The sequence below is a fragment of the Solimonas variicoloris DSM 15731 genome (assembly GCF_000382285.1).
GTDB lineage: Bacteria > Pseudomonadota > Gammaproteobacteria > Nevskiales > Nevskiaceae > Solimonas > Solimonas variicoloris.
The window spans coordinates 25,220-50,051 of record NZ_KB907944.1 but is presented as its reverse complement, the minus strand read 5'-3'; the positions used below and the strand labels follow the sequence as shown (position 1 = coordinate 50,051).

Here is a 24,832-nt window from a genome sequence, read left to right as displayed (position 1 = left end):
GGAAAATCGGCGCGGCGGAAAACGCTTGCCGCCTCACCTGATCGCAGCCCTCGCGACGCTAGCATCCCCGGCTTCGCCGGGGCCCCTGCACGCTGCTCGGGCTGCTACTCCCACTCGATCGTCGCCGGCGGTTTGCCGGAGATGTCGTAGACGACGCGGGAGACGCCGCTGATTTCGTTGACGATGCGGCGCGAGCAGACGTCGAGCAGGTCGTACGGCAGGTGCGCCCAGTGCGCGGTCATGAAGTCGATGGTCTCGACCGCGCGCAGGGCGATGACCGGCTCGTAGCGGCGGCCGTCGCCGGTGACGCCGACGCTCTTCACCGGCAGGAACACGGCGAAGGCCTGGCTGGTCTTCTCGTACCAGCCGGCGCGGCGCAGTTCTTCGATGAAGATGTGATCGGCGAGGCGCAGCGTGTCGGCGGCGGCCTTGGTGACTTCGCCGAGGATGCGCACGCCCAGGCCCGGGCCGGGGAACGGGTGGCGGTAGACCATCTCGTGCGGCAGGCCGAGTTCGACGCCGATCTGGCGGACCTCGTCCTTGAACAGCTCGCGCAGCGGCTCGACCAGCTTGAGCTTCATGTGCGCCGGCAGGCCGCCGACGTTGTGATGGCTCTTGATGACGTGCGCCTTGCCGGTCTTGCTGCCGGCCGACTCGATGACGTCCGGATAGATCGTGCCCTGCGCGAGGAACTGCACGTTCTCGATCTTGGCCGACTCCTCGTCGAACACGTCGACGAACAGCTTGCCGATGATCTTGCGCTTGGCTTCCGGGTCCGACACGCCCTTGAGCGCATCGAGGAAGCGCGCCTCGGCGTTGACGCGAATGACGCGCACGCCGAGATGCTCGGCGAAGATCTTCATGACCTGGTCGCCTTCCTGATGGCGCAGCAGGCCGTGGTCGACGAACACGCAGGTCAGCTGCGCGCCGATCGCCTTGTGCAGCAGCGCGGCGACGACCGACGAGTCGACGCCGCCGGACAGACCGAGCAGCACATGGCCGTCGCCGACCTGCGCGCGCACGCGCGCGATCGCGTCGTCGATGATGCTATCCGGCTTCCACGCGTTGCCGCAGCCGCAGATCTCGTGCACGAAGCGCGAGTAGATGCGCTTGCCCTGCTTGGTGTGCGTGACCTCGGCATGGAACTGCAGCCCGTAGTAGCGGCGCGCTTCGTCGGCCATGCCGGCGAGCGGCAGGTCCGGCGTCGCAGCGATGCACTTGAAGCCTTCCGGCAGGCGGACGACGCGGTCGCCGTGGCTCATCCACACGTCGAGCAGGCCGTGGCCCTCGTCGTTGACGCGGTCCTCGATATCGCGCAGCAGCTGCGAATGGCCGCGTGCGCGCACCTCGGCGTAGCCGAATTCCTTCTGGTCGTGCGGCTCGACGGCACCGCCGAAGTGCTGCGCCATCACCTGCATGCCGTAGCAGATGCCGAGCACCGGCACGCCGAGCGTCCAGACCGCTGCCGGCACGCGCGGCGAACCTTCGGCGCATACCGATTCCGGACCGCCGGAGAGGATCACGCCCTTCGGCGCGAAGGCACGAACCGCCTCGTCGCTCATGTCCCAGGGATGCAGCTCGCAATAGACGCCGAGCTCGCGGACGCGCCGCGCGATCAGCTGGGTGAACTGCGAACCGAAGTCGAGGATGAGGATGCGATCGGAGTGGATATTCATGAAAACCCCAGGGACAGAGCTTATTTTACCGTGCGGCCCGAGCAGCGTCGTGGCCACCTTGGCGCGTTTGTTGATGGACAATGCGGCAGCGCGGCCGGGGGGCCGCTTCTTCATTCCCTTTCGGAACCTTCCTTTCGTAGCCATGATTCGATACGAGACGCACCTGCCCGCCTCGCGCCTGACGGCGCTGGCGGCCGCCCTCGCCGCCGGCCTCGCCGGCCCGGCCGCCGCCCAGGAGGCCGCGCCGGCCGAGCCGCTGCCGACGATCGCCCTGCCCGAGGACGCGCCGCCGCCGGTCGCCGTCGATGTTCCCGAGGCCGGTGCGCTCGAAGAGGTGATCGTCACCGCGCAGAAGCGCAAGCAGAGTCTGCAGGACGTGCCGGTCTCGGTCGGCGTCGTCAGCGCCGACACGCTCAGCGAGTCGGCGAGCTTCGATGCCGGCTCGATCGAGAACTTCGTCGCCAACGTCCAGATCGACGCCGACCCGCAGGGGCCGGTCGTCGGCATCCGCGGCTTCTCGACCGAGACCGACAACGTCGGCTTCGAGCCGGCGGTCGGCATCGTCATCGACCAGCTCGCGATCGGCCGCTCGGAATTCGTGCCGGACGGCCTGTTCGACCTCGACCGCGTCGAAGTGCTGCGCGGCCCGCAGGGCACGCTGTTCGGCAAGAACACGATCGCCGGCGTCATCAACTTCATCACCAGGGAGCCGGAAGACCGCTTCACCGGCGACCTCATGCTGACCGGCGCCGACCCGCTGCAGCGCCGCGCCGAGGCCGGCGTGACGGTGCCGATCATCGACGGCCTGTCGGCGCGTGCCGCCGGCGTCTACTGGAAGAAGGACGGCGACGTCGACAACTCGACGCTGAACCGCAAGGAAAACAGCTTCGTGCAGAAGGCCGGCCGCCTGAAGCTGGAGGCGACGCCGGGCGAGCGCTGGAAGATCAGCCTGTCCTCGCAGCTGTCCGACACCAGCGTCGACTACAACAACTGGCAGCTCTACGCCGCCTCGGCGGCGGCGCTGTCGTTCGCGCAGGACTACGACGCCAGCGCCGAGGACAATCCGCTCGACGCGCACACCACGCAGAACACGCCGGGCTACGTCAACCGCCATTCCAATCTGTCGCGCGGCGTCATCGAGTACGACGCCGGCGACTGGCTCGGCTCGCACGACGTGTCGTTCACGACGGTGCTCGGCCACGCCGGTTTCTCGATCCGCTCGTACTTCGATATCGACACCAGCGCCGCCGACATCATCAACACGCGCTTCAACGTCGACTACCAGCAGAACTCGATCGAATTCCGGCCGAGCGGCAAGGCCGATTCGCTGTTCGGCCTCGGCGGCGGCGTCGACTGGACGCTGGGCCTGTACGCCTACGGCGCCGACCTCGACAGCCATCTCGACACGCTGGCCGGCGACAACCTGCTGAGCTTCGCGGCGAGCTGCGCCGGCCTGCAGGCGCTCGGCCTGCCGACCCGCGACAACTGCCTGCTCGACGCGTTGCCGCATCTGCCCGCGATTCCGCTCAACGACCAGCTGCTGCGCGGCTTCTCGCAGACGACGGAAAGCTACGCGGCGTTCGGCCAGATGACCTGGAAGCTGAGCGAGCGCCTGTCGACGATCGCCGGCCTGCGCTACGGCTGGGAGAAGAAGCGCGCCGACTTCGACACCCAGAAAGTCGGGCTCGGCCTCGTCGCCGCCGTGGTCGGCGCCGACACCTTCACCGAGCACCTCGAACGCCAGGAGACCGACATCTCGCCGAAGCTCGGCTTCCAGTACGAGTGGTCGCGCGAGCTGATGAGCTTCGCCACCTACACGCGCGGCTACAAGGGCGGCGGCTTCAACGCCACCGCCGACAACGCCGACAATCTCTCGTTCAGGCCGGAAAAGGCCTCGGCCTGGGAGGCCGGCGTCAAGAGCCGCTGGCTCGACCGCCGCCTGACGCTGAACGCGACGGTCTACTACACCCAGGTCGACGATCTGCAGACCGTCGACAACCAGGGCACCAGCTTCCAGATCGGCAATGCGGCGACGGCACGCCTCGAAGGCGTCGAGCTCGAAACGCAGTGGCGCGCGCTGAGCTGGCTGCAGTTCGTCAGCTCGCTCGCCTACGGCCGCGCTGAATACGGCAGCTACAAGAACGCACCGGCCGCCCAGGAAGACGGCGATGCCGAGACCCAGGACCTGAGCGGCAAGACGCTCGCGCACGCACCGAAGCTCAGCGGCGCGCTGTCGCCGATCGTGACCATGCCGCTGCCGGCGAGCCTGTCGCTGAAGCTCGCCGCCGACCTGTCGTACCGCAGCGGCCAGTACTCGTCGGTCGACCTCGACTCGCACAGCCATCAGGACGGCTACTGGCTGGTCGGCGGCCGCGTCGTGCTGCTGCCGGACAGCGGCAACTGGTCGTTCGTCGTCAGCGGCAACAATCTGACCAACGAGCGCGCGCTCGATCTGGTGTTCGACCACGCCGTGTTCGCGAACAGCTACGTCGCCCAGCAGATCCCGCTGCGCAGCATCGCCGCGTCGATCCAGTACCACTGGTAAAGCCGGCCCGCAGAACGCAGAAGGGCGCCGCAAGGCGCCCTTCTCTGGGTTCGAACCGGCGTGGCCCGCACTCATTCCGAGTGCCGCCCGCGCGCACGCTGGCGTGCGCCGCCGCTGCCGGAAGGCCCGGCGTTGCGATCACTCGACGCGGTAATTCGGCGCCTCCTTGGTGATCGTCACGTCGTGCACGTGCGATTCCTTGATGCCGGCCCCGGTGATCTTCACGAAGCGCGTCTTCGTGCGCATCTCCTCGATGCTCCTGCAGCCGGTGTAGCCCATGCTCGCGCGCAGGCCGCCGATCATCTGGTGGACGATCGCCGCCATCGGCCCCTTGTACGGCACGCGACCCTCGATGCCTTCCGGCACCAGCTTCTCGACTTCGGTCGTGGTGTCCTGGAAGTAGCGGTCCTTGGAACCGTTGCTGCCGCCCATCGCGCCGAGCGAACCCATGCCGCGGTAGCTCTTGTACGAACGGCCCTGATAAAGCTCGACCTCGCCCGGCGCTTCCTCGGTGCCGGCCAGCATCGAACCGACCATCACCGCTGCGGCGCCGGCGGCGATCGCCTTGGCGAAGTCGCCGGAGTAGCGCACGCCGCCGTCGGAAATCAGCGGCACGCCCGACTTCTTCAGCGCCTCGGCGACTTCCATCACCGCGCTGATCTGCGGCACGCCGACGCCGGCGACGATGCGCGTGGTGCAGATCGAGCCCGGACCGATGCCGACCTTGACCGCATCGGCGCCGGCCGCGACCAGCGCCAGCGCGGCATCGCCGGTGGCGATGTTGCCGCCGACGACCTGCAGCTTGTCGCCGTACTGCTTCTTGATCGCCGCGACGCGGTCGATCACGCCCTTGCTGTGGCCGTGCGCGGTATCGACGACGACCAGATCGACGCCCGCCTCGACCAGCGCGCTGACGCGCTCCTCGGTATCGGCGCCGGTGCCGACCGCGGCGCCGACGCGCAGGCGGCCGGCGCTGTCCTTGCAGGCGCGCGGGAAGTCGACGGTCTTCTGGATGTCCTTGACCGTGATCATGCCGCGCAGCTGGAACTTGCTGTTGACGACCAGCACCTTCTCGATGCGGTGCTCCTGCAGCTTGGCGATCACTTCCTCGCGCGAGGCCCCCTCGCGCACGGTGACGAGGCGATCCTTCGGCGTCATCACGCGCGATACCGGCTCGTCGAAGCGCGTTTCGAAACGCACGTCGCGGCTGGTGACGATGCCGACCAGATTCTTGCCGTCGACGACCGGCACGCCGGAAATCCTGTTCTTGCGCGTCAGTTTGATGACCTCGCCGATCGTCATCGTCGGCGGCACGGTGATCGGGTCGACGATGACGCCGGCCTCGTGCTTCTTGACGGCGCGGACTTCGGCGGCCTGACGCTCGGCGGTCATGTTCTTGTGCACGATGCCGAGGCCGCCTTCCTGCGCCAGGGCGATCGCCAGACGGGCTTCGGTGACGGTGTCCATCGCCGCCGACAGCAGCGGGATGTTGAGACGGATGCCGCGCGTCAGCTGCGAGCTCAGGTCGACCTGCCGCGGCAGGACTTCCGAGTAGGCCGGAAGGAGAAGGACGTCATCGAAGGTGAGCGCTTCGGACTGGATACGCATGGCTGCGGACATGGCGGCTGCGGTCGTCTGGAAGCGCGTCATTATAGTCCAAAACCGTTCGCCGGCGCAGGCCGGGCCGTGAAATCGCTATGCTTGCGCGATGCCGAGACTCCCTGCCCCCGAGCGCGCCGGCGGGCGCACGATCTACCAGGTTTCCGAACTCGCCGAGCTGCTGCGCGCCCTGATCGAGGACGCGCTGCCCCGGGTCTGGGTCCAGGGCGAGATCTCCAACCTGTCGCGGCCGGCGTCCGGGCACTGGTACTTCACGCTCAAGGATGCGCGCGCGCAGCTGCGCTGCGCCATGTTCCGCAACGCCAATCTGCACGTGCGGCCGGCGCCGAAGGACGGCGACGCCGTCCTGCTGCGCGCGCAGCTCTCGTTCTATACGGCGCGCGGCGATCTGCAGCTGATCTGCGAGCACATGGAGCCGGCCGGAGAAGGCGCCCTGCTGCGCGCGTTCGAGGAACTCAAGCGCCGGCTGGCGTCCGAGGGCCTGTTCGACGAACACCTCAAGCGCGAGCTGCCGAAACGGCCGCGCGCGATCGGCATCGTCACCTCGGCGAGCGGCGCGGCGATCCACGACATGCTGACGACGCTGGCGCGACGCTATCCGCTGGCGCCGGTCTATCTGTATCCGGTGCCGGTGCAAGGCGCCGAGGCGCCGCCGGCGATCGTCCGTGCGCTCGCCGAGCTGCCGCGCCGCGCTGCGGTCGACGTGATCCTGCTGGCACGCGGCGGCGGCTCGCTCGAGGATCTCTGGGCCTTCAACGACGAGCGCGTCGCGCGGGCGATCCGCGCCTGCGCGGTGCCGGTGATCAGCGGCGTCGGCCACGAGGTCGACGTGACGATCGCCGACTTCGCCGCCGACCTGCGCGCGCCGACGCCGACCGCCGCCGCCGAACGCGCGGCGCCGGACATCGCCGATTGGCTCGCCGCGCTGCGCAGCCACGAGAACCGCATGACGCTGGCCGCCGAGCGCCGCCTGCAGCAGGCCGCGCAACGTCTCGATGAACAGCAGCGGCGCCTGCAGGCCCAGCATCCGGGCCGGCGCCTGCGCGAACGCGGCGCCCGCCTGCGGGAACTGCGCGAGCGCCTGCAGCACGCCGAGACGCGCCTGCTCGCGCGCCTCGCGCAGCGTCTCGAACATCGCGAGGCGACGCTGCGCGCGCATGCGCCGGCGCGGCGCCTGGCCATCGAACGCCACCGCCTCGAACGCCTGCAGGCGCGCGCGCACGAGACCCTGCGCCTGCAGGCGGCGGCGGCGCGCGCGCGCCTCGAACGCGCCGAATCGGTGCTGGCCAGCCTCAACCCGCGCGCCGTGCTCGAACGCGGTTACGCGATCGCGCTCGACGCCGACGGCCGCGCGCTGACCGACGCTGCGCGCACCGAGCGCGGCGCCACGCTGCACCTGCTGCTCGCGCGCGGCAGCGCCGACGCCGTCGTCACCGCCACCTCGGTGACACCGGCGTCAGCGAAAGATCCGCACTAAAGCCGGCGCAGAGCCGATAATGCGCGCCCCGCGGGCGCGCCGCCGGCTTGCCGGCCCGTGCCCCACCCTTGCGAGAACGACATGGCCTGGCTGCAACTGCGCGTGCACACGCGCCACCCCGAATTCGCCGACGAGATCCTGCTGGCGCACGACGCCGCGGCCGTCAGCTTCGTCGACGCGGTCGACGATCCGGTCCTGGAACCGGCGCCCGGCGAGACGCCGCTGTGGGCGCAGACGGTGACGCTGGGTCTGTTCGCCGAGGGCGTGGACCTGGCGCCGGTGCAGGCCAGCCTGCGCGAGCTGCTGCCGGACGGCGCCGAGGCGCGTTTCGAGACCGAGCTGATCGAGGATCAGGACTGGGTTCGCGTCTGGCTCAAGGACTGCCCGCCACTGCCGTTCGGCGACAAGCTCTGGGTCGTGCCGCATGAGAAGGTCGACGAGGTCACGCAGCCGGACGCGGTGATCCTGCGCCTCGATCCGGGCCTGGCGTTCGGCACCGGCACGCACCCGACGACGGCGCTGTGCCTGCAGTGGCTCGCCGCCCTCGACCTCGCCGGCAAGACCGTGCTCGACTTCGGCTGCGGCTCCGGCGTGCTGGCGATCGCCGCCCTGCTGCTCGGCGCCGAACGCGCGGTCTGCGTCGACATCGACCCGCAAGCGCTGCTGGCGACGCGCGACAACGCCGCCGCCAACGGCGTCGCCGACCGCATCGTCACCTTGCCGGCCGACGCCTTCGTGCCGCTGCCGGCCGACATCATCGTCGCCAACATCCTCGCCAATCCGCTGATCGCGCTGGCGCCGACGCTGGCCAGCTCGATCAGGCGCGGCGGCCACCTGGTGCTCGCCGGCCTGCTCGACCGCCAGGCCGAGGACGTGCGCGCGGCCTACGATGCCTGGTTCGATTTCGACGCCGACCTGAGCAAGGACGGCTGGACGCGGCTGGCCGCGCGGTGCCGCATGCCGGCGCTGATCCGACGCCACCGCATCGACGCCCGCCTGCTGACTTCCGGGCAGCCGTGGCCCGAGCAGTTCGCGGGCCTTCAGCAGGCCGGCATCGAGGCCGTCATCAATCTGGCGGCACCGACCTCGCCGAACTATCTGCCCGATGAAGCGGCGCGCTGGCAGGCGCTCGGCGTGCAGTACGCGGCGCTGCCGATTCCGTGGGAGGCGCCGACGCGCGAGCACGTCGAGCAGTTCTGCGCGCTGATGGACCGCTACGCCGGACAACACCTGCTGGTGCATTGCGCACTGAACCTGCGCGCCTCGGTGTTCGTGTACCTGTATCGCGTGCTGCGCCGCGGCGAAGCGCGCGACGCGGCGCTGGCCGATCTGCACGCGGTCTGGCAGCCGGACGCGGTCTGGCAGGCGCTGATCGACGCGACGCTGGGCTGAATTCACCAGAACCGCGCGGCGCCCGCCGGCTTTTGCGGGGGGCGCCGCGAGAGTATCATTGCCGCCCCCTTTTTCCGGTCAGACCCGCGACAGAGCCGTACGCGGGTTGGAGTATCTACGCATGTCTTCGCTCCGGTCCTCGGACATCAAGCCGCTCGGTCATTCCGTCTCCGACAGTCTGGACGACTTCTTCCGAACGCTGAACGGCCACATGCCGAAGAACCTGTACGACCTGTTCCTCGACCAGGTCGAACCGCCGCTGCTGAAGGCCACGCTGCGCTACTGCCATGGCAACCAGTCACGCGCCGCCGAAATGCTCGGCCTCAACCGTGCGACGCTGCGCAAGAAGCTCAAGCAGCACAAGATCAAGCCCGACGCGGTGAACTGATCGCCCCGCGATCAGCCGCCGCGATCACTCCGACTCCCCGCTTCCGACGAGCCGCCCGATGACTACCACTTCCCGCGCGCCGGTGCGCCGCGCCCTGCTTTCCGTTTCCGACAAGGCCGGCATCGTCGAGTTCGCGCGCGAACTCGCACAGCGCGGCGTCGAGCTGCTGTCGACCGGCGGCACCTACAAGCTGCTGCGCGAGGCCGGCCTCGACGCCGTCGAAGTGTCGGCGCACACCGGCTTTCCGGAAATCATGGACGGCCGCGTCAAGACCCTGCATCCGAAGATCCACGGCGGCCTGCTCGGCCGCCGCGACGTCGACGCCGAGGTGATGGCGCAGCACGGCATCGCGCCGATCGACCTGCTGGTCGTCAACCTCTATCCGTTCGAGGCGACGGTCGCCAAGCCCGACTGCACGCGCGAGGACGCCATCGAGAACATCGACATCGGCGGCCCGGCGATGCTGCGTGCGGCGGCGAAGAACCACGCCTGGGTCGCGGTGCTGACCGATCCGGCCGACTATGCCGCGGTGCTCGCCGAAATCGACGCCGGCGGCACCACGCTGGCGACGCGCTACCGCCTCGCGGTCAAGACCTACGCGCTGACCGCGCGCTACGACGGCGCGGTATCGGCTTATCTGTCGAGCCTGCACGACGACGGCGCGCGCGATGCGTTCCCGCCGGTGTTCGGCCTGCAGTTCGACAAGCTGCAGGACATGCGCTATGGCGAGAACCCGCACCAGCGCGCGGCGTTCTACCGCGAGCGCAACGCCGAGTCCGGCACGATCAGCGCCGCGCGTCAGCTGCAGGGCAAGGAGCTCAGCTACAACAACATCGCCGACGCCGACGCCGCGCTCGAATGCGTGAAGAGCTTCACCAAGCCGGCCTGCGTGATCGTCAAGCACGCCAATCCCTGCGGCGTCGCCGTCAACGAGTCCGGCATCCGCGAGGCCTACGAGCGCGCCTTCCGTACCGATCCGACCTCGGCCTTCGGCGGCATCATCGCCTTCAACCGCGAGCTCGACGGCGAGACCGCGAAGCTGATCGTCGAACGCCAGTTCGTCGAGGTCATCGTCGCGCCGCGCGTCAGCGAGGCCGCCAGGCAGGCGGTCGCCGCCAAACAGAACGTGCGCCTGCTCGAATGCGGCGAGTTCCCGGCGCAGCGCGCGCCGGCGCTCGACTACAAGCGCGTGTCCGGCGGCCTGCTGGTGCAGGATCGCGACGATCTGATCGTCACGCTCGGCCAGCTCAAGGTCGTGAGCAAGCGCGAGCCGACCGAGGCCGAGCTGCACGATCTGATCTTCGCCTACAAGGTCGCCAAGTTCGTGAAGTCGAACGCCATCGTCTACGCCCGCGAGCGCATGACGATCGGCGTCGGCGCCGGCCAGATGAGCCGCGTCTACTCGGCCAAGATCGCCGGCATCAAGGCCGCCGACGAGAAGCTCGAAGTGCCGGGCTCGGTGATGGCGTCCGACGCGTTCTTCCCGTTCCGTGACGGCATCGACGCCGCCGCGCGCGCCGGCATCACCGCCGTGATCCAGCCGGGCGGCTCGATGCGCGACGCCGAAGTGATCGCCGCCGCCGACGAGGCCGGCATGGCGATGGTCTTCACCGGCATCCGCCACTTCCGGCACTGATCGCGCGCGACCGGGGCGAGCGCGAACCAGCGCACAGCGGCGCGCGCTGTGCGCGGCCGCGGTGAGGCAAATGTCACAAGCGCGGCTCGGGCTATCCTTACACTGCGCGTTCCGCCGGGAGGGGGCAGGTCTGCTCCGGGACTCCCGATCCACCAGAACCAGGGGAATCCGATGAAACACCTTCGCATCACGCTTGCCGCCGGCCTGCTGGCCGCCGGCGCCGCACACGCCGAGCTCAGCGCCGGCGACCAGTACAACCTCGACCAGATCCGCTCCGGCGCGCCGGCCGCGATCCGCGCCGCCGCGCAGAACATCGAAGCCTCCGGCGCGTCCTCGCCGGTCGTGACCGACGCCCTCGCCGAGGTGCTGCTGAAGAATCAGTCGCAGTCCGGCAACGCTTATGTCGACGCGCTGTCGTGGAGCTGCAAGGCGCTCGCCGCGACCGGCAACAAGCGCTACTACTCGGCGCTCAAGCAGGTCAGCGACAACCCGCAGACGCACAAGAAGACGCGCAAGTACTGCAACAATGCCGCCGCCGGCCTCGGCGGCGCCGATGGCGAGCAGTACGCGCTCGGCATGGCGGCATCGGCCGCGACTGCGGCTGTGGTCCCGGCTGCGGCTCCGGCTGCGGCCGCCAAGAGCACGGCGGCGGCCGCCGCGCCGGCCGCTGCGGCCGCGGCCGACGGCGCCTACAAGCCGATCACCGAGGTCAAGCCGGAGATGTCGCAGCAGCAGGCGTTCGCGATCGCCGGTCCGCCGACTTCGACCAACGCGCACGTCACCGGCAAGGCCTGGATCCCGTTCAACTTCAAGGGCGGCGATTCCTATCGCACGATCGCCCACTACAAGGGCCAGGGCCGCATCATCTTCTCGAACACCAGCGCCTACAGCACCGGCCAGCGTGTGCTCGAGGTGCAGATCGACCCGAACGAGGCCGGCTACTGAGCCACCCGGGCAGCACGAAAAGAAGGGGCGCGGCCGCAAGGCCGCGCCCCTTTTCTTTTGGCCGATCCGCAGCGGGCCGGCGCTTCAGCGCGGCTCGATGCGAATGTCGCCGCTGAACGTGTGCAGGTCGATGCTGCCGCGACCACCGCCGAGCGTGGTCGACACCTTGCGCACGTCGCTGCCGGCGTCGCCGCCGGTGAACGCGTTGTGCAGATCGCCGCTGAAGGTCTTCATCGTCAGCTGCGCGCTCGGCGTCTTCGGCAGGCGCAAGTCGATGTCGCCGGACAGCGTCTCGGCGCTGAGCTTGGCGGCGTCCTCCAGCGAGAGGTCCAGGCTCATGTCGCCGGACACGCTCTGCAGCGACACGTCGCGGAACGCCCCGCCCTCGATCGACAGCTGTCCGGACACCGTCTCCGCCTTCAGCGTGCCGCGCACGCCGCTGGCCGTCAGATCGCCGCTGACCGAGTTCAGCGTGGTCTTGAACGACGGCGCCTTGACGGTGAGGTCGCCGCTGACGGTGCTGGCGTTGACCTCGCCGCTGCCGACGTTCAGCTGCACGTCGCCGCTGACGCTGCGCGCCGCGATCGGTCCGCTGGTGCTGCCGACCGAAATGTCGGCGCTGACCGCGTCGAGGCGCAGGCCGGCGCGCGCCGGCACGCGCAGTTCGAGGTAGGTCTGGTCGACGTGACCGCGCGTGCCGCCCGGATAGCGCACGTTGATGCTGAGGTTCTTCGCATCGCCGCCGATCTCCAGCTTCTCGGCGTCCTCGCCGAGCGTGCCGCTGATCGCGACTTCGTTGCGGTCCCAGCCGCGCACCGTGATCGTGCCGGCCATGTTGTTGACGCTGATCTGGCCGTCGGCGGCCAGCGCCCGCGTCTCGTTGATCGGGCTGCCGTCGCGGGCCAGGGCCGGGCCGGCGGCCAGCAGCAGACCGGCGGCGAGCGTCATCGGAAGGTGCATCTTCATCGTCTACTCCAGTGCGATCAGGTCGATTGCGCCGCGAGCATGCGGCGCAATTCGTCGCTGCGGCTCTGCGTCGTCGTCAGCAGACGGCGCAGCGACTCGGAATCGGGGTCCTGCTGCAGGGCCTTGCGGATCTGCTGCTCGGAACTGCGCGACAGCTGCAGGTTGGCCTTGACCAGCGCGCGGCTGCCCGGCACGGCCCGCAGGTCGGCCGCGGTGGCCGGCCCGGCGACCCGCGTCGCCGATGCGGCATCGGGTGGCGCCGGCGGCGGCAGCAGCGTCAGGCCGATGACGGCGGTGACGCAGGCGGCGGCGGCGAGGCCCATCCAGCCGTTCGCCGACAGCCGGCGGCGCGGCGCGATGCGCGCTTCGATGCCGGGCCACAGCTCGCGCTGCGGCGCCTCGCTGAAATCGAGGCCGCGCAGCGCCGCGCGCAGGGCGTCGTCGGCCTCTTCCGGGATCTCGTCGTCACGACGGTAATTCATGACAGCCATTCCTTCATCAGCTTGCGGGCGCGGTGCAGCTGCGCCTTCGAGGTGCCGACGGCGATGCCGCTCAGCTCGGCGATCTCCTCGTGCGAGTACCCCTCGACGTCATACAGCATCAGCACGGCTCGCGCACCCTTGGGCAGACGGGCGAGCGCGCGCTCCAGATCGAGGCGCTCGCCGACCCGCTGCTGCGGATGCTCGCCGAGCATCGCCTCGCCGGCATCGCTGCCGCCGTCGGCATCGGCCGTGGCCTCGTCGAACGTCACCCAGCGCTTCAGCAGGCGATGCTCGCCGAGCACGAGATTGACGGTCAGGCGATGCATCCAGGTCGAGAACTGTGCGTCGCCGCGGAAGCTGGCGAGCTTCTCCCAGGCGCGCACGAAGGCGTCCTGCGTGTACTGCTCGGCCTTGGCGCGGTCGCCGTCGACGAGACGCAGGCACAGGCCGTGGATGCGGGCGACGTGGCGCCGGTAGAGGCGCTCGAAGGCGCGCGCGTCACCGCGGACGGCACGGCGCACCGCCTCGGCATCGTCGTAATCCCCCTCCGCTTGTTGCGCGACCTGCACGTTCCATCCCCCGGCCACGCCCGCCCCGCCGTGGCGCGGCAGCCTAGCATTGCCGGCGCCGTCGCCGCCGAGTTGCCAGAGTGCCGCCGGACCTGCCGCCAGAGTGCTGAGGTTTGCCGTCATCGTCATGTTCCTTGTCCGCCTGATAGACGCGGCAGCGGCCGAAAACGTTTGAAGCGCCGGCAGCGGTCGGCGTCGCCCCCCTGCCCCGGGCCCGGCCGGCAGCGCGTGCGGACGCTCGCGTCGGCCGCTTCGGGGCGCGAATGGCGGACCGACGCAGATCAATGCCGGTCCGCGACGACCCTTCCTAAGCTGGGCGCCCTTGCCGTGAAGAGGGCCGGGCTCATGCGCGCCATCGATGTCGTCGATCGTCCGCTCCGCCGCCAGCTGCGCGCCGCCGCCGCCGCGGAACTCGAGCGCGCGCGCCAGCCCCTGCGGCGCGGCGGGCAGCGCAACGTGCACACGGTGCGCAAACACATCAAGCGCCTGCGCGCCTGGCGCCGGCTCGCGGCCGCCGACGACGCGGCGGCGCGCCGTCTCGAACGCCGGCTGCGCCGCGCCGCGCATCGCCTCGCCGCACAGCGCGACCGCACGGTGCTGGCCGCGATGCTGCAGCGCCTGCGCCGCGGCCGGCATCTGAACGCCGCCGAGCACGCCCGGCTGCTCGCCGCGCTGCCGGCGATCGACGACGCCGCCGGAGCGCAGGCCGAAGCCCGGCGCGCGCTGAAGCGCGGTCGCGCCGCGCTCGCCAATGTCCACTGGCCGCGGCAGGCGACGACGCTGCGCCGGCGCATCGTCGCCTGTCGCAGCACCTGCCGGCGCGATTTCGCGGCCGCCGCCGCCACGCCGCGCGCCGCGGTCCTGCACCGCTGGCGGCGCCATCTCAAGCGTCTCGGCTACCAGTACGAACTGCTCGGCGCGCTGCTGCCTCAGGCGTCCGCCGAAGCCGCGCCGCTGGCCGCGCTCGAAGCGACGCTGGGCCTGCATCACGACTGGTGGCTGCTGCAGCGCTGGGCCGAAACGACCGCGCTGCCGCCGCGCCTGAAGCGGCGGCTGCTCACGCTCGCCGCCCAGCGGCTCGACCGGCTCGCGGCGCTGGCGCTGCGGCGCGGCGCGACACTGTTCGCCTGAAGCCGCGCCGTTCGCTGCCGCCGCGTCGGCGGCGCCGTATCATGCGCGGCTTCGCCCCGTCGCCCGCCGCCATGCAGGAACTTGTCACCACCTGGTATCTGGAAATGCGCTCGCCGGCGGCCTTGCGCCGCGCCGCGCGGCCGCAGCCGGAACCGCTGATCCTGCGCGCCGAGCAGCCGCTGCCGATGCTGAACCGCTTCCTCTACACCGCGGTCGGCGGCCACTGGCACTGGCGCGACCGCCTCGGCTGGTCGTACGCGCAGTGGCTGCGCTGGCTCGACCGCCCCGAAGTGCAAACCTGGGTGCTGTACGTGCGCGGCACGCCGGCCGGCTACATCGAGCTCGAGAAGCAGGCCGGCGACGACGTCGAGATCGCCTACTTCGGACTGATGCGCGAGTTCACCGGCGCCGGTCTCGGCGGCCATCTGCTGAGCGTCGGTATCGAGCGCGCCTGGGCGATGGGCGCGCGCCGCGTCTGGGTCCATACCTGTTCGCTCGACGGCCCGCACGCGCTCGCCAACTACGAGGCGCGCGGCATGACGCGCTACGCCGAAGAACGCCACGCCGTCGAGCGGCCGGCCGCCGCCGACGGCCCCTGGCCCGGCTGGGATCGCGAGAGCGGCACCGATGCTCGCTAGCGGCCTCGCCGTGTTCGGCACCGTCGCCGCGGCGCATGCGCTCGGCGTGGTCAGCCCAGGCCCGGACTTCGCGATCGTCACGCGCCAGTCGCTGGCCTACGGCCGCGCCGCCGGCGTGTGGACCGCGGCCGGCATCGGCACCGGCATTCTCTTTCACGTCGCCTACGGCCTGTTCGGCCTGCGCTGGCTGATCGCGCACGCGCCGTGGGCGCTGACGCTGATCGCGCTGGCCGGGTCCGGCTTTCTGATCTGGATCGGCAGCCGCGCCATGCGCGCACAGCCGCTACCGGACACCGGCGACGATCCGCGCGCGGCGGCGCCCGGCGACTGGCGCCACAACTTCGGTACCGGCCTGGCTACCAATGTGCTGAACCCGAAGGCGACGCTGTTCTTCGTCGCGCTGTTCAGCGCCGTCGTCAGCGGACCGATGTCGATGCCGCTGACACTGGCGCTGGCGCTGTGGCTGCCGCTGGCGACGTTCGGCTGGTTCGCGACGCTGGCGCTGCTGCTCTCGCACGCCGGCCTGCGTCGCGCGCTGCGCCGCCATGCGCACCGCATCGATCATGCGATGGGCGTGGTGCTGATCGCGCTCGGTCTGCTGGTGCTGCTGCGCAGCGCCGGCGCATGGCTGTATCGCTAGGAAAGCTCCGAAAGGCGCGCCGTCGTCGCCAGTCGCCGCCGGCGACGAAACCAGCCGGCGGCGCACGACGCAGGACGACGTTTTCGGATCACCACGGCCACGGCGCGGCCAGGTGATGACGGCCTGATGCAAACCCTTCGCCAGCACCGGCCGCCGCACATCGCGGCGCCGCTCAGCGCTGCGCGCGCAGCCAGTCGAGGCGCTGCTGCCAGCGGGCGCGCTGCTCGGGCGCCAGCCCCGGCGAGTCGGCGACGCGCTGCAGGCGCGCGCGATCGGCGCCCGGCGACACGCGCAGGCGCCAGTATTCGGCGAGCGTGACCGGATCGGCCTCGCGCTCGATCAGTTCGAGCGCGTCGCCGGCGCGGCAGCGGCCGGGCGCGAGCACGCGGTAGTACCAGCCGGCGATGCCGTGCTCGGCAACGTAGCGCGTCAGGCCGTCGACGCCGAAGCGCGCATCGATCTTCCAGCACGGCGAACGCGGCTGACTGAGCTGCAGACGCGCGCTGCCGAAGGTGTAGACGTCGCCGATGCAGACCTCGGCCTCGGTCCAGCCGCGCGTCGTCAGGTTCTCGCCGATCGCGCCCGGCACGAATGCGGCGGCCTGCTCCGTGAACGCCGCGGCGAAGCGCGCGTAATGCTCGGCCGGGAAATGATGCAGCGCCTTTTCCGGCCCGCCGTGCACGCGGCGGTCGGCCTGCGCATCGCCGACGATGCCTTCGCGTCCGATCTCGGCCTCGCCGGCCAGCGGAGTCTTGAAGATGCCGGTCGGCCGCCCGTCGTCCGGCATCGGCCGCACCGCGCCGGCGTAGATCGCAGCGACGATCGCTTTCATGGCGGCGGATTCTCCGCCGCAGGCTGTGCCGCGTAAAGGCGCGATGCCGCTCAGGCTTTCGGCTTGGCGATGGCGCGCCAGAGCATCTCGAAGATCGGATTGGCCTGCGCCGTCAGCGATTCCTTCATGCCGCGATGCACGTACATCTGCACGAGGCGCGCCAGCGTGCCCATGATGACGTCGAGCACGTACTTCTCGTCGACCTCGTCGGTGATGACGCCTTTCTCGCGGCCTTCGTGCAGCACCTTGAGGAAGGTGCCGAACAGCTGCGGGTTGTCGAACTGCTCGTGCTTGCGCCAGGTGTTGACGTAGACCGAGCTCATCTGCAGCTGCATCAGCTTCGGGTTCTTCTCGTAGAAATCGAGGCTGACCCAGAACACCTTGCGCAGGCGCTCCTTGTAGTCCTCGATGCCCTGCAGGTGATCGATCATGCGCGCGGCGAGCTTGCCGAGCCAGATGTCGAGGCTGGAGAACAGCAGCGCTTCCTTGCTGCCGTAGTACTTGTAAATGGTCTGCAGCGAAACGTTGGCGGCGCGCGCGATCTCGATCAGGCCGACGCGATGGAATTCGCGCTCCGAGAAGATGTCGAGCACGGCCTGCTCGATGCGCACCCGGGTCGCCGCATCGAGCTGCGAGCGGTCCGCCAGCACTGCGTCACTACGGCGCATTCACTGCCTCCAAAGTAATTGAAATTACACCCGCGAAAGTCGTGCCATACGGCATCGTATTGACCGCGTCCGCGCTCGTGATTACATTCTCACGGTCGCGCGCACCCCGATGCGACAGCACTCGCTTCGCCGTTCTTCCGTTATCGGAAACGGCCAAATGGTAATTTCAGTTACCTATTCGCGCAAGCCCGAGGATTCCATGACCGAGGCATTCATCTACGACGCCGTGCGCACGCCGCGCGGCAAGGGCAAGAAAGACGGCAGCCTGCATCAGGTCACGCCGATCGAACTCGCCGCCACCTGCCTGCGCGCGCTCGAAGCGCGCAACGGCCTCGACACCTCGCGCGTCGACGACGTCGTGCTCGGCTGCGTCACGCCGGTCGGCGAACAGGGCGCCGATATCGCCCGCGTCGCCGCGCTCTACGCCGGCTGGGCCGAGACGGTCGCCGGCGTCACCCAGTCGCGCTTCTGCGCCTCCGGCCTGGAAGCGGTGAACCTGGCGGCGATGAAGGTCATGTCCGGCTTCGAGGATCTGGTCGTCGGCGGCGGCGTCGAGAGCATGTCGCGCTGGACCATGGGCTCGGACGGCGGCGCCTGGGCGATGGATCCGCGCGTCAACAACGCCACCGGCTTCGCGCCGCAGGGCATCGGCGCCGACCTGATCGCCACGCTCGAAGGCTTCAGCCGCGAGGACGTCGACCGCTTCGCGCTGCGCTCGCAGCAGCGCGCGACGCAGGCGCGCGCTGCCGGCCGCTACGCGAAATCGCTGGTGCCGGTCGTCGATCTCAACGGCATGACCGTGCTCGACCACGACGAATTCATCCGCCCGGAGACCACGCTCGAAGGCCTGGCGCAGCTCAAGCCCTCGTTCGCGCAGATCGGCCAGATGGGCTTCGACGCCACCGCGCTGCGCAAGTACACGACGGTCGAGCGCATCGACCACGTGCATCACGCCGGCAACTCCTCGGGCATCGTCGACGGTGCCGCCGCGGTGCTGGTCGGCAACAAGAAGATCGGCCGCCAGCTCGGCCTGAAGCCGCGCGCACGCATCCGCGCCGCGGCCGTCATCGGCTCGGAGCCGACCATCATGCTGACCGGCATCGGCCCGGCGGCGCAGAAGGCACTCGCCAAGGCCGGCATGAAGGCCGCCGACATCGACCTGTTCGAGATCAACGAAGCCTTCGCCGCGGTCGTGATGCGCGCGATCCGCGATCTCGACATCGACGCCGAACGCGTCAACGTCAACGGCGGCGCGATCGCGCTCGGCCATCCGCTCGGCGCGACCGGCGCGATGATCCTCGGCACCGTGCTCGACGAGCTGGAACGCCAGGACAAGCAGACCGGCCTGGTGTCGCTCTGCGTCGGCGCCGGCATGGGCATCGCCACGATCATCGAGCGGGTTTGAGGAGCACCGACATGGAAGCAACGAATCCCAGCGCCGTGCGTTTCGACAAGGACGCCGACGGCATCGTCACGCTGACGCTCGACATGCCGGGCCGCTCGATGAACGTGCTCAACGAAGCCTTGAGCGCGCCGCTCGGCGACGCCATCGCCCGCATCGAGCAGGACGCCACGGTCAAGGGCGTGATCGTCAGCTCCGGCAAGAAGGAATTCCTCGCCGGCGCCGACATCGACAAGGTCTACGCGATGACGCAGGCCGAGGAGGCCTACGCGCTCGCCGAGACCTTCAAGGCGCTGCTGCGCCGCCTCGAAACCTGCGGCCGGCCGGTGGTCGCGGCGCTCAACGGCACCGCGCTCGGCGGCGGCCTCGAACTCGCGCTCGGCTGCCACTGGCGCATCGCCATCGACGATCCGAAAGCCAAGTTCGGCCTGCCCGAGGTCAAGCTCGGCCTGCTGCCCGGCGGCGGCGGCACGCAGCGCCTGCCGCGCCTGATCGGCATCCAGGCGGCGCTGCCGCTGATGCTCGAAGGCAAGGAACTGAAAGCCGCGCAGGCGCGCCAGCAGGGCATCGTCAACGAGCTGGCCAGCGATCACGACGACATGATGGCCAAGGCGCGCGCCTGGATCGCCGCCAACCCGAAGCCGGTGCAGCCCTGGGACGACAAGAAGTTCAAGTGGCCGGGCGGCGACTCGAAGAGCCCGGCGAACGCCCAGATGTGGGCGATCGCGCCGTCGCTCGCCAACGCCAAGTCCTGGGGCAACTACCCCGCCGTCGCCAACATCCTGTCCTGCGTGTTCGAAGGCGGCATCGTCGACTTCGACACCGGCTGCCGCATCGAATCGCGCTACTTCGCCAACTGCGTGGTGTCGCCGGTGTCGAAGAACATGATCGGCGCGCTGTGGTTCCAGCTCGGCAGCATCAACAAGGGCCGCTCGCGTCCGGACGGCATCGAGCGCGGCAAGGTGCACAAGCTCGGCGTGCTCGGCGCCGGCATGATGGGCGCCGGCATCGCCCACGTGTCGGCGCAGGCCGGCATCGAGGTCGTGCTGCTCGACACCACGCTGGACAACGCCGAGCGCGGCAAGGCCTATTCGGCCGGGCTGCTCGACCAGGCGATCAAGAAAGGCCGCCTGACGGCGCAGGGCAAGGACGAGCGGCTCGCCCGCATCAAGCCGACGGCCGCGTACGAGGATCTGCAGGGCTGCGATCTGGTGATCGAAGCCGTGTTCGAGGACCGCGCGATCAAGGCCGACGTCACCCGCCAGGCCGAGGCGCAGCTGGCCAGGAAGGCCATCGTCGCGTCGAACACCTCGACCCTGCCGATCACCGGCCTGGCGCAGGCCAGCGCGCGGCCGCAGCACTTCATCGGCCTGCACTTCTTCTCGCCGGTCGACAGGATGCCGCTGGTCGAGATCATCAAGGGCAAGAAGACCTCGCCGGAAACGCTGGCGCGCGCCTTCGACTACGTGCAGCAGATCGGCAAGACGCCGATCGTCGTCAACGATGCGCGCGGCTTCTACACCTCGCGCGTGTTCGCGACCTACGTGATGGAAGGCCTGGCGCTGCTGCAGGAAGGCGCGCACCCGCGCTCGATCGAGGTCGCCGGCCTGCAGGCCGGCATGCCGGTCGGCCCGCTGGCGCTGCAGGACGAAGTTTCGCTGTCGCTGTCGCTGCACATCCTCGAGCAGACGCACAAGGACTTCGAAGCCGAGGGCAAGGCTTACGCCGGCCATCCGGCGAACGCCGTCATCGAGAAAATGGTGCGCACGCTCGACCGTCCGGGCAAGAAAGCCGGCCGCGGCTTTTACGACTACCCGTCCGCCGCCGGCGGCCAGAAGCAGCTGTGGCCCGGCCTGGCGGCGCAGTTCCCGCTCGCCGCCGCGCAGCCGGCACAGGCAGAGATGATCGACCGCCTGATGTTCGCGCAGGCCAACGAGGCGGCGAAGTGCTACGAGGAAGGCGTCGTCGAGAGCGTCGCCGACGCCAATATCGGCTCGATCTTCGGCTGGGGCTTCGCGCCGCAGCAGGGCGGTGCACTGCAGTTCATCAATGCCTATGGCGTCGCGCGCTTCGTCAAGCGTAGCCGCGAACTGGAGAAGCGCTACGGCGCCCGCTTCAAGCCGGCGCGGCTGCTGGTGAAGATGGCCAAGGACGGGAGCCGCTTCGATGCTTAACGCCGCACTCGCGCAGGGCCGCTACATGAGCGACGAGCTGCGCATGTTCCAGGACACGGCGCGGCGCTTCATGCAGACCGAGGTCGCGCCGCACATCGCGCGCTGGGACGCGCAGGGCCATGTCGACCGCGAGCTGTGGCACAAGGCCGGCGCGCTCGGCCTGCTGTGCCCGAGCGTGCCGGCCGCGTACGGCGGCGGCGACGGCAACTTCGCGTTCGAGAAGATCCTGATCGAGGAGCAGGCCCGCGTCGGCTGCAGCGCCTGGGGCCTTTCGCTGCACAACGGCATCGTCGCGCATTACCTGCTCGCCTACGGCAGCGAGGCGCAGAAGCTGGAGTGGCTGCCGAAGCTGGCGAGCGGCGAACTGGTCGGCGCGATCGCGATGACCGAACCCGGCACCGGCTCGGATCTGCAGAGCGTGCGCACGACGGCGATCGCCGACGGCGACGACTACGTCATCAACGGCCAGAAGGTCTTCATCACCAACGGCCAGCAGGCCGGCCTGATCGTCGTGGTCGCCAAGACCGATCCGAACGAGAAGGCCAAGGGCGTATCGCTGCTGGTGGTCGAGACCGACCGCGCCGAGGGCTTCCGCCGCGGCCGCAACCTGGAAAAGGTCGGCATGCACGGCCAGGACACCTCGGAACTGTTCTTCGAGAACGTGCGGGTGCCGAAGGCGAATCTGCTCGGCCGTTCCGAGGGCCTTGGTTTCGCGCAGCTGATGGAGCAGCTGCCGCAGGAGCGCCTGATCGTGGCGCTCGGCGCGGTCGGCGCGATCGAACTGGCGCTCGACCTGACGACCGCCTACGTCAAGGAGCGCAAGGCCTTCGGCAAGCGCGTCATCGACTTCCAGAACACGCGCTTCAAGCTCGCCGAAGCGCGCACCGAGGCGATGCTCGGCCGCGTGCTGGTCGAGCGCTGCACCGAGCTGCTGCTGGAGAAGAAGCTCGACGCGGTGACCGCGGCGATGGCCAAGTACTGGACCACCGACAAGCAGTTCGAGATCGCCGACCTGTGCCTGCAGCTGCACGGCGGCTATGGTTACATGGATGAGTACCCGATCTCGCGGCTGTGGCGCGACTCGCGCGTGCAGCGCATCTACGGCGGCACCAACGAGATCATGAAGGAGCTGATCGGCCGCTTCCTCTGAGGAAGGGCCGAAATCACTCCGTCATCGCGCGGCACCGCAGGCGACACAGCGATCCGGCGGCGCATGCCACCGGCAATGCCTCCGGATCGCCGCGGCCGCGGCGCCGCGCGATGACGATGGATGCACTTTTTCGAGAGGGTCCCTTGAGGACCGTCGGCAGTTTTCGATTCGAAGCAGGAGACGCGCGATGTTCGGCACAGTGATGAAATGGATGCAGGCCAAGCGGATCCTGCCGCAGATTTCCGACACCGAGCGCCAGGCGCTCGAAGCCGGCTCGGTCTGGATCGACGGCCAGTTCTTCGCCGGCCGCGCCGATTTCGCCAAGATCCTGGCGCAGCCCTACGGCCAGCTGACGGCAGAGGAGCAGGCCTTCCTCGACGGGCCGTGCAACGAGCTGCTGGCGATGTTCGACCGCTACCAGATCCAGCGCACGCGCCGCATTCCCGACGAGGTCTTCGCGTTCATCAAGCAGAAGGGCTTCATGTCCTTCCTGATTCCGAAGCAGTACGGCGGCCTGGAGTTCTCGACGCTGGCGATCTCGACGATCATGGCCAAGCTGTCGGCGTACAACGGCGCGGTCGGCACCTTCGTGGTGATCCCGAATTCGCTCGGCGCCGCCGAGCTGATCAAGCACTACGGCACGCAGGCGCAGAAGGATCACTACCTGCCGAAGCTGGCGCGCGGCGAGTACGTGCCCTGCTTCGGTCTGACCGAGCCGACCGCCGGCTCGGACGCGGCCAGCATCAAGGCCGAAGGCCGGGTCTTCCGCGACGCCGACGGCGCGACCAAGATCCGCCTGAACTTCCGCAAGCGCTACATCACGCTGGCGCCGATCGCCAATCTCGCGACCATCGCCTGCCGCCTGCACGATCCGGAGCAGCTGCTCGGCAAGGGCGAGGACGTCGGCATCACCTGCGTGCTGCTGCACCAGGGCACGCCGGGCTTCAGCAACGGCGACCATCACGAACCGATCGGCGATCCGTTCTACAACGGCCCGCTGATCGGCAAGGACGTGGTCGTGCCGGTCGACAACATCATCGGCGGCGTCGCCTACGCCGGCCAGGGCTGGCGCATGCTGATGGAACAGCTCGCCGGCGGTCGCATGGTCTCGCTGCCGGCCGGCGCGGTCGGCGGCGCGCGCCTGACCGCCGCCGTCACCGGCGCCTATTCGATCGTCCGCCAGCAGTTCGGCATTCCGATCGGCCACATGGAAGGCGTCGAAGAGAAGGTCGGCCGCATCGCCGCGCTGTCGTACATGATGGAAGGCGCGCGCGTGTTCGGCTGCACCGCGGTCGACCAGGGCATCCAGCCGCCGGTCGTGTCCTCGGTGATGAAGGCCTACACCACCGAGCTCGGCCGCCAGCTCGTCATCGACGGCATGGACGTGTTCTCCGGCGCCGGCGTCATGCAGGGCCCGAACAACATCCTCGGCATGATGTACAAGTCGGCGCCGGTGTCGATCACCGTCGAAGGCGCCAACATCATGACGCGCACGCTGATGATCTTCGGCCAGGGTGCCACGCGCTGCCATCCGTACGCGCTCAACGTCGTGCACGCGGTCGAGAACAGCGACGTGCCGGCGTTCCGCAAGAACCTGCTCGGCTGGATCGGCCACTTCGCCAAGGGCCTGCTGCGCGCCGAGTGGCACTTCCTGACGCGCGGCGCCTTCGTCAGCGTGCCGGACGTCGCGCCGCCGACGCGCCGCTACTACCAGCGCCTCGGCTGGACGGCGGCGCGCTTCGGCGTGCTCACCGATCTGGCGATGTTCGCGATCGGCGGCAAGCTCAAGGCGCGCGGCAAGCTGACCGGCCGCTACGCCGACGCGCTGGCCTGGCAGATCCTCGCGATCGGCGCGCTGCGCCGCTACGAGGCCGAAGGCCGCAAGCCCGAGGACCTGCCGCTGGTGCAGTACGCCTGCGAATACGCGCTGGCGCAGGTGCAGGACGCCTTTGTCGGCATCTACCAGAACTTCGACGGTCCGCTCGGCGCGTGGATGAAGACGATCGGCGTGTTCGAGGCGCGCGCCAACCCGGTCGGCGCGATGCCGGGCGACGCGCTGTCGGCGCGCGCCGCGCGCACCGTCCAGCACTACGGCCCGCAGTACGAGCGTCTGGCCGCCAACGTCTTCCTGCCGACCGACGACCGCGTCGGCATCGGCCGGCTGCTGAAAGCCTTCCGCCTGCTCGGCGCCGCGCAGGGCGCGCACGATCGCATCGTCCAGGCGCAGCGCGCCAGGCAGCTGCCGCGCGGCCGCGCGCCGGCCGAGCTCGCCGACGAAGCCGTGCGCGCCGGCCTGCTCGGCGCCGCCGAGGCGCAACAGCTCAAGGACGCCCATGCCGCGCGCCTGGCGGCGATCGAAGTCGACAGCTTCGCGCCGGCCGAGTACTACGGCACCTTCAAGCGCGACAGTGCCGCCGAGTACCGCGCCGTCGCCAACGGCTGAGGGCGCAGTCCGCACGACGGGCGCGGCCACGCGGCGCGCCCGTCGTGCCGCGCCGCGA

20 protein-coding genes and 1 pseudogene are annotated in these 24,832 nt (G+C 69.8%); 14 read left to right on the top strand and 7 right to left on the bottom strand.

Translation table 11 applies throughout. The annotated features are described in order from the left end of the window. Positions 1-104: 104 nt before the first annotated feature. Positions 105-1,676, bottom strand: a complete 1,572-nt coding sequence (guaA, locus tag H149_RS0116610; protein WP_020650899.1) for a glutamine-hydrolyzing GMP synthase — start codon at positions 1,674-1,676, stop codon at positions 105-107. A 142-nt stretch (positions 1,677-1,818) separates the two neighbouring features. On the opposite strand from guaA, the gene H149_RS0116605 reads away from it, so the two are divergent. Then, positions 1,819-4,221 carry a TonB-dependent receptor gene (locus tag H149_RS0116605; RefSeq protein WP_020650898.1) on the top strand — a complete coding sequence of 801 codons (2,403 nt, stop codon included), beginning with the start codon at positions 1,819-1,821 and terminating at the stop codon, positions 4,219-4,221. Between the two features lie 138 nt (positions 4,222-4,359). On the opposite strand, the gene guaB is transcribed toward H149_RS0116605, so the two are convergent. Then, the gene (gene guaB, locus H149_RS0116600) at positions 4,360-5,829 is read right to left on the bottom strand and encodes an IMP dehydrogenase (RefSeq protein ID WP_026353250.1); all 1,470 of its coding nucleotides are present in this window, start codon (positions 5,827-5,829) and stop codon (positions 4,360-4,362) included. Between the two features lie 100 nt (positions 5,830-5,929). On the opposite strand from guaB, the gene xseA reads away from it, so the two are divergent. From xseA to H149_RS23850, 6 genes and pseudogenes are all read left to right on the top strand, one after another. Then, a complete protein-coding gene (xseA, locus tag H149_RS0116595; RefSeq protein WP_020650896.1) occupies positions 5,930-7,318 on the top strand; it encodes an exodeoxyribonuclease VII large subunit in 1,389 nt (462 codons plus the stop codon). An 81-nt stretch (positions 7,319-7,399) separates the two neighbouring features. After that, positions 7,400-8,269: pseudogene (prmA, locus tag H149_RS21445) on the top strand (50S ribosomal protein L11 methyltransferase); the annotation flags it as partial. Between the two features lie 6 nt (positions 8,270-8,275). Continuing rightward, entirely contained in the window at positions 8,276-8,710 is a 435-nt protein-coding gene (locus H149_RS24475) for a protein tyrosine phosphatase family protein (protein WP_436278847.1), read from the top strand. Between the two features lie 121 nt (positions 8,711-8,831). Then, positions 8,832-9,098 carry a helix-turn-helix domain-containing protein gene (locus H149_RS0116585; protein ID WP_020650894.1) on the top strand — a complete coding sequence of 89 codons (267 nt, stop codon included), beginning with the start codon at positions 8,832-8,834 and terminating at the stop codon, positions 9,096-9,098. A 58-nt stretch (positions 9,099-9,156) separates the two neighbouring features. Further along, positions 9,157-10,734, top strand: coding sequence for a bifunctional phosphoribosylaminoimidazolecarboxamide formyltransferase/IMP cyclohydrolase (gene purH / locus H149_RS0116580; protein ID WP_026353249.1), 1,578 nt, complete (start codon positions 9,157-9,159; stop codon positions 10,732-10,734). 171 nt (positions 10,735-10,905) lie between these two features. Then, positions 10,906-11,679 carry a hypothetical protein gene (locus H149_RS23850; protein WP_020650892.1) on the top strand — a complete coding sequence of 258 codons (774 nt, stop codon included), beginning with the start codon at positions 10,906-10,908 and terminating at the stop codon, positions 11,677-11,679. An 84-nt stretch (positions 11,680-11,763) separates the two neighbouring features. On the opposite strand, the gene H149_RS0116570 is transcribed toward H149_RS23850, so the two are convergent. The 3 genes from H149_RS0116570 to H149_RS0116560 are packed head-to-tail and all read right to left on the bottom strand — an operon-like array spanning position 11,764 to position 13,825. Next, entirely contained in the window at positions 11,764-12,645 is an 882-nt protein-coding gene (locus H149_RS0116570) for a DUF4097 family beta strand repeat-containing protein (RefSeq protein ID WP_020650891.1), read from the bottom strand. 17 nt (positions 12,646-12,662) lie between these two features. Then, positions 12,663-13,127 carry a hypothetical protein gene (locus tag H149_RS0116565; protein WP_020650890.1) on the bottom strand — a complete coding sequence of 155 codons (465 nt, stop codon included), beginning with the start codon at positions 13,125-13,127 and terminating at the stop codon, positions 12,663-12,665. Beyond that, positions 13,124-13,825 (bottom strand): RNA polymerase sigma factor, encoded by a 702-nt coding sequence (locus tag H149_RS0116560; RefSeq protein ID WP_020650889.1) that lies wholly within the window; start codon positions 13,823-13,825, stop codon positions 13,124-13,126. Before H149_RS0116560 ends, H149_RS0116565 begins: the two co-directional genes overlap by 4 nt. Positions 13,826-14,041: 216 nt before the next feature. Between H149_RS0116560 and H149_RS0116555 the strand changes: the two genes are divergently transcribed. From H149_RS0116555 to H149_RS0116545, 3 genes are read left to right on the top strand one after another with little or no spacing between them, the layout of a single operon-like run. Next, positions 14,042-14,827: a CHAD domain-containing protein gene (locus H149_RS0116555; RefSeq protein WP_020650888.1), complete on the top strand. Its 786-nt coding sequence runs from the start codon at positions 14,042-14,044 to the stop codon at positions 14,825-14,827. Between the two features lie 41 nt (positions 14,828-14,868). After that, positions 14,869-15,465 (top strand): GNAT family N-acetyltransferase, encoded by a 597-nt coding sequence (locus H149_RS0116550; RefSeq protein ID WP_020650887.1) that lies wholly within the window; start codon positions 14,869-14,871, stop codon positions 15,463-15,465. After that, positions 15,455-16,105 carry a LysE family translocator gene (locus H149_RS0116545; RefSeq protein WP_020650886.1) on the top strand — a complete coding sequence of 217 codons (651 nt, stop codon included), beginning with the start codon at positions 15,455-15,457 and terminating at the stop codon, positions 16,103-16,105. The genes H149_RS0116550 and H149_RS0116545 overlap by 11 nt, the downstream gene beginning before the upstream one ends. 172 nt (positions 16,106-16,277) lie before the next feature. On the opposite strand, the gene H149_RS0116540 is transcribed toward H149_RS0116545, so the two are convergent. Together H149_RS0116540 and H149_RS0116535 are read right to left on the bottom strand one after the other, a co-directional pair. Beyond that, positions 16,278-16,937, bottom strand: a complete 660-nt coding sequence (locus H149_RS0116540; protein ID WP_020650885.1) for an MOSC domain-containing protein — start codon at positions 16,935-16,937, stop codon at positions 16,278-16,280. A gap of 50 nt (positions 16,938-16,987) precedes the next feature. Further along, positions 16,988-17,605, bottom strand: coding sequence for a TetR/AcrR family transcriptional regulator (locus H149_RS0116535; protein ID WP_026353247.1), 618 nt, complete (start codon positions 17,603-17,605; stop codon positions 16,988-16,990). Positions 17,606-17,804: 199 nt separating this feature from the next. Between H149_RS0116535 and H149_RS0116530 the strand changes: the two genes are divergently transcribed. From H149_RS0116530 to H149_RS0116515, 4 genes are all read left to right on the top strand, one after another. Continuing rightward, positions 17,805-19,010 carry an acetyl-CoA C-acetyltransferase gene (locus H149_RS0116530; RefSeq protein WP_020650883.1) on the top strand — a complete coding sequence of 402 codons (1,206 nt, stop codon included), beginning with the start codon at positions 17,805-17,807 and terminating at the stop codon, positions 19,008-19,010. An 11-nt stretch (positions 19,011-19,021) separates the two neighbouring features. Next, a complete protein-coding gene (locus tag H149_RS0116525; protein ID WP_020650882.1) occupies positions 19,022-21,181 on the top strand; it encodes a 3-hydroxyacyl-CoA dehydrogenase NAD-binding domain-containing protein in 2,160 nt (719 codons plus the stop codon). A gap of 25 nt (positions 21,182-21,206) precedes the next feature. Further along, the gene (locus H149_RS0116520; protein WP_020650881.1) at positions 21,207-22,331 is read left to right on the top strand and encodes an acyl-CoA dehydrogenase family protein; all 1,125 of its coding nucleotides are present in this window, start codon (positions 21,207-21,209) and stop codon (positions 22,329-22,331) included. Between the two features lie 187 nt (positions 22,332-22,518). Further along, the gene (locus tag H149_RS0116515) at positions 22,519-24,774 is read left to right on the top strand and encodes an acyl-CoA dehydrogenase (RefSeq protein ID WP_020650880.1); all 2,256 of its coding nucleotides are present in this window, start codon (positions 22,519-22,521) and stop codon (positions 24,772-24,774) included. Positions 24,775-24,832: the final 58 nt, after the last annotated feature.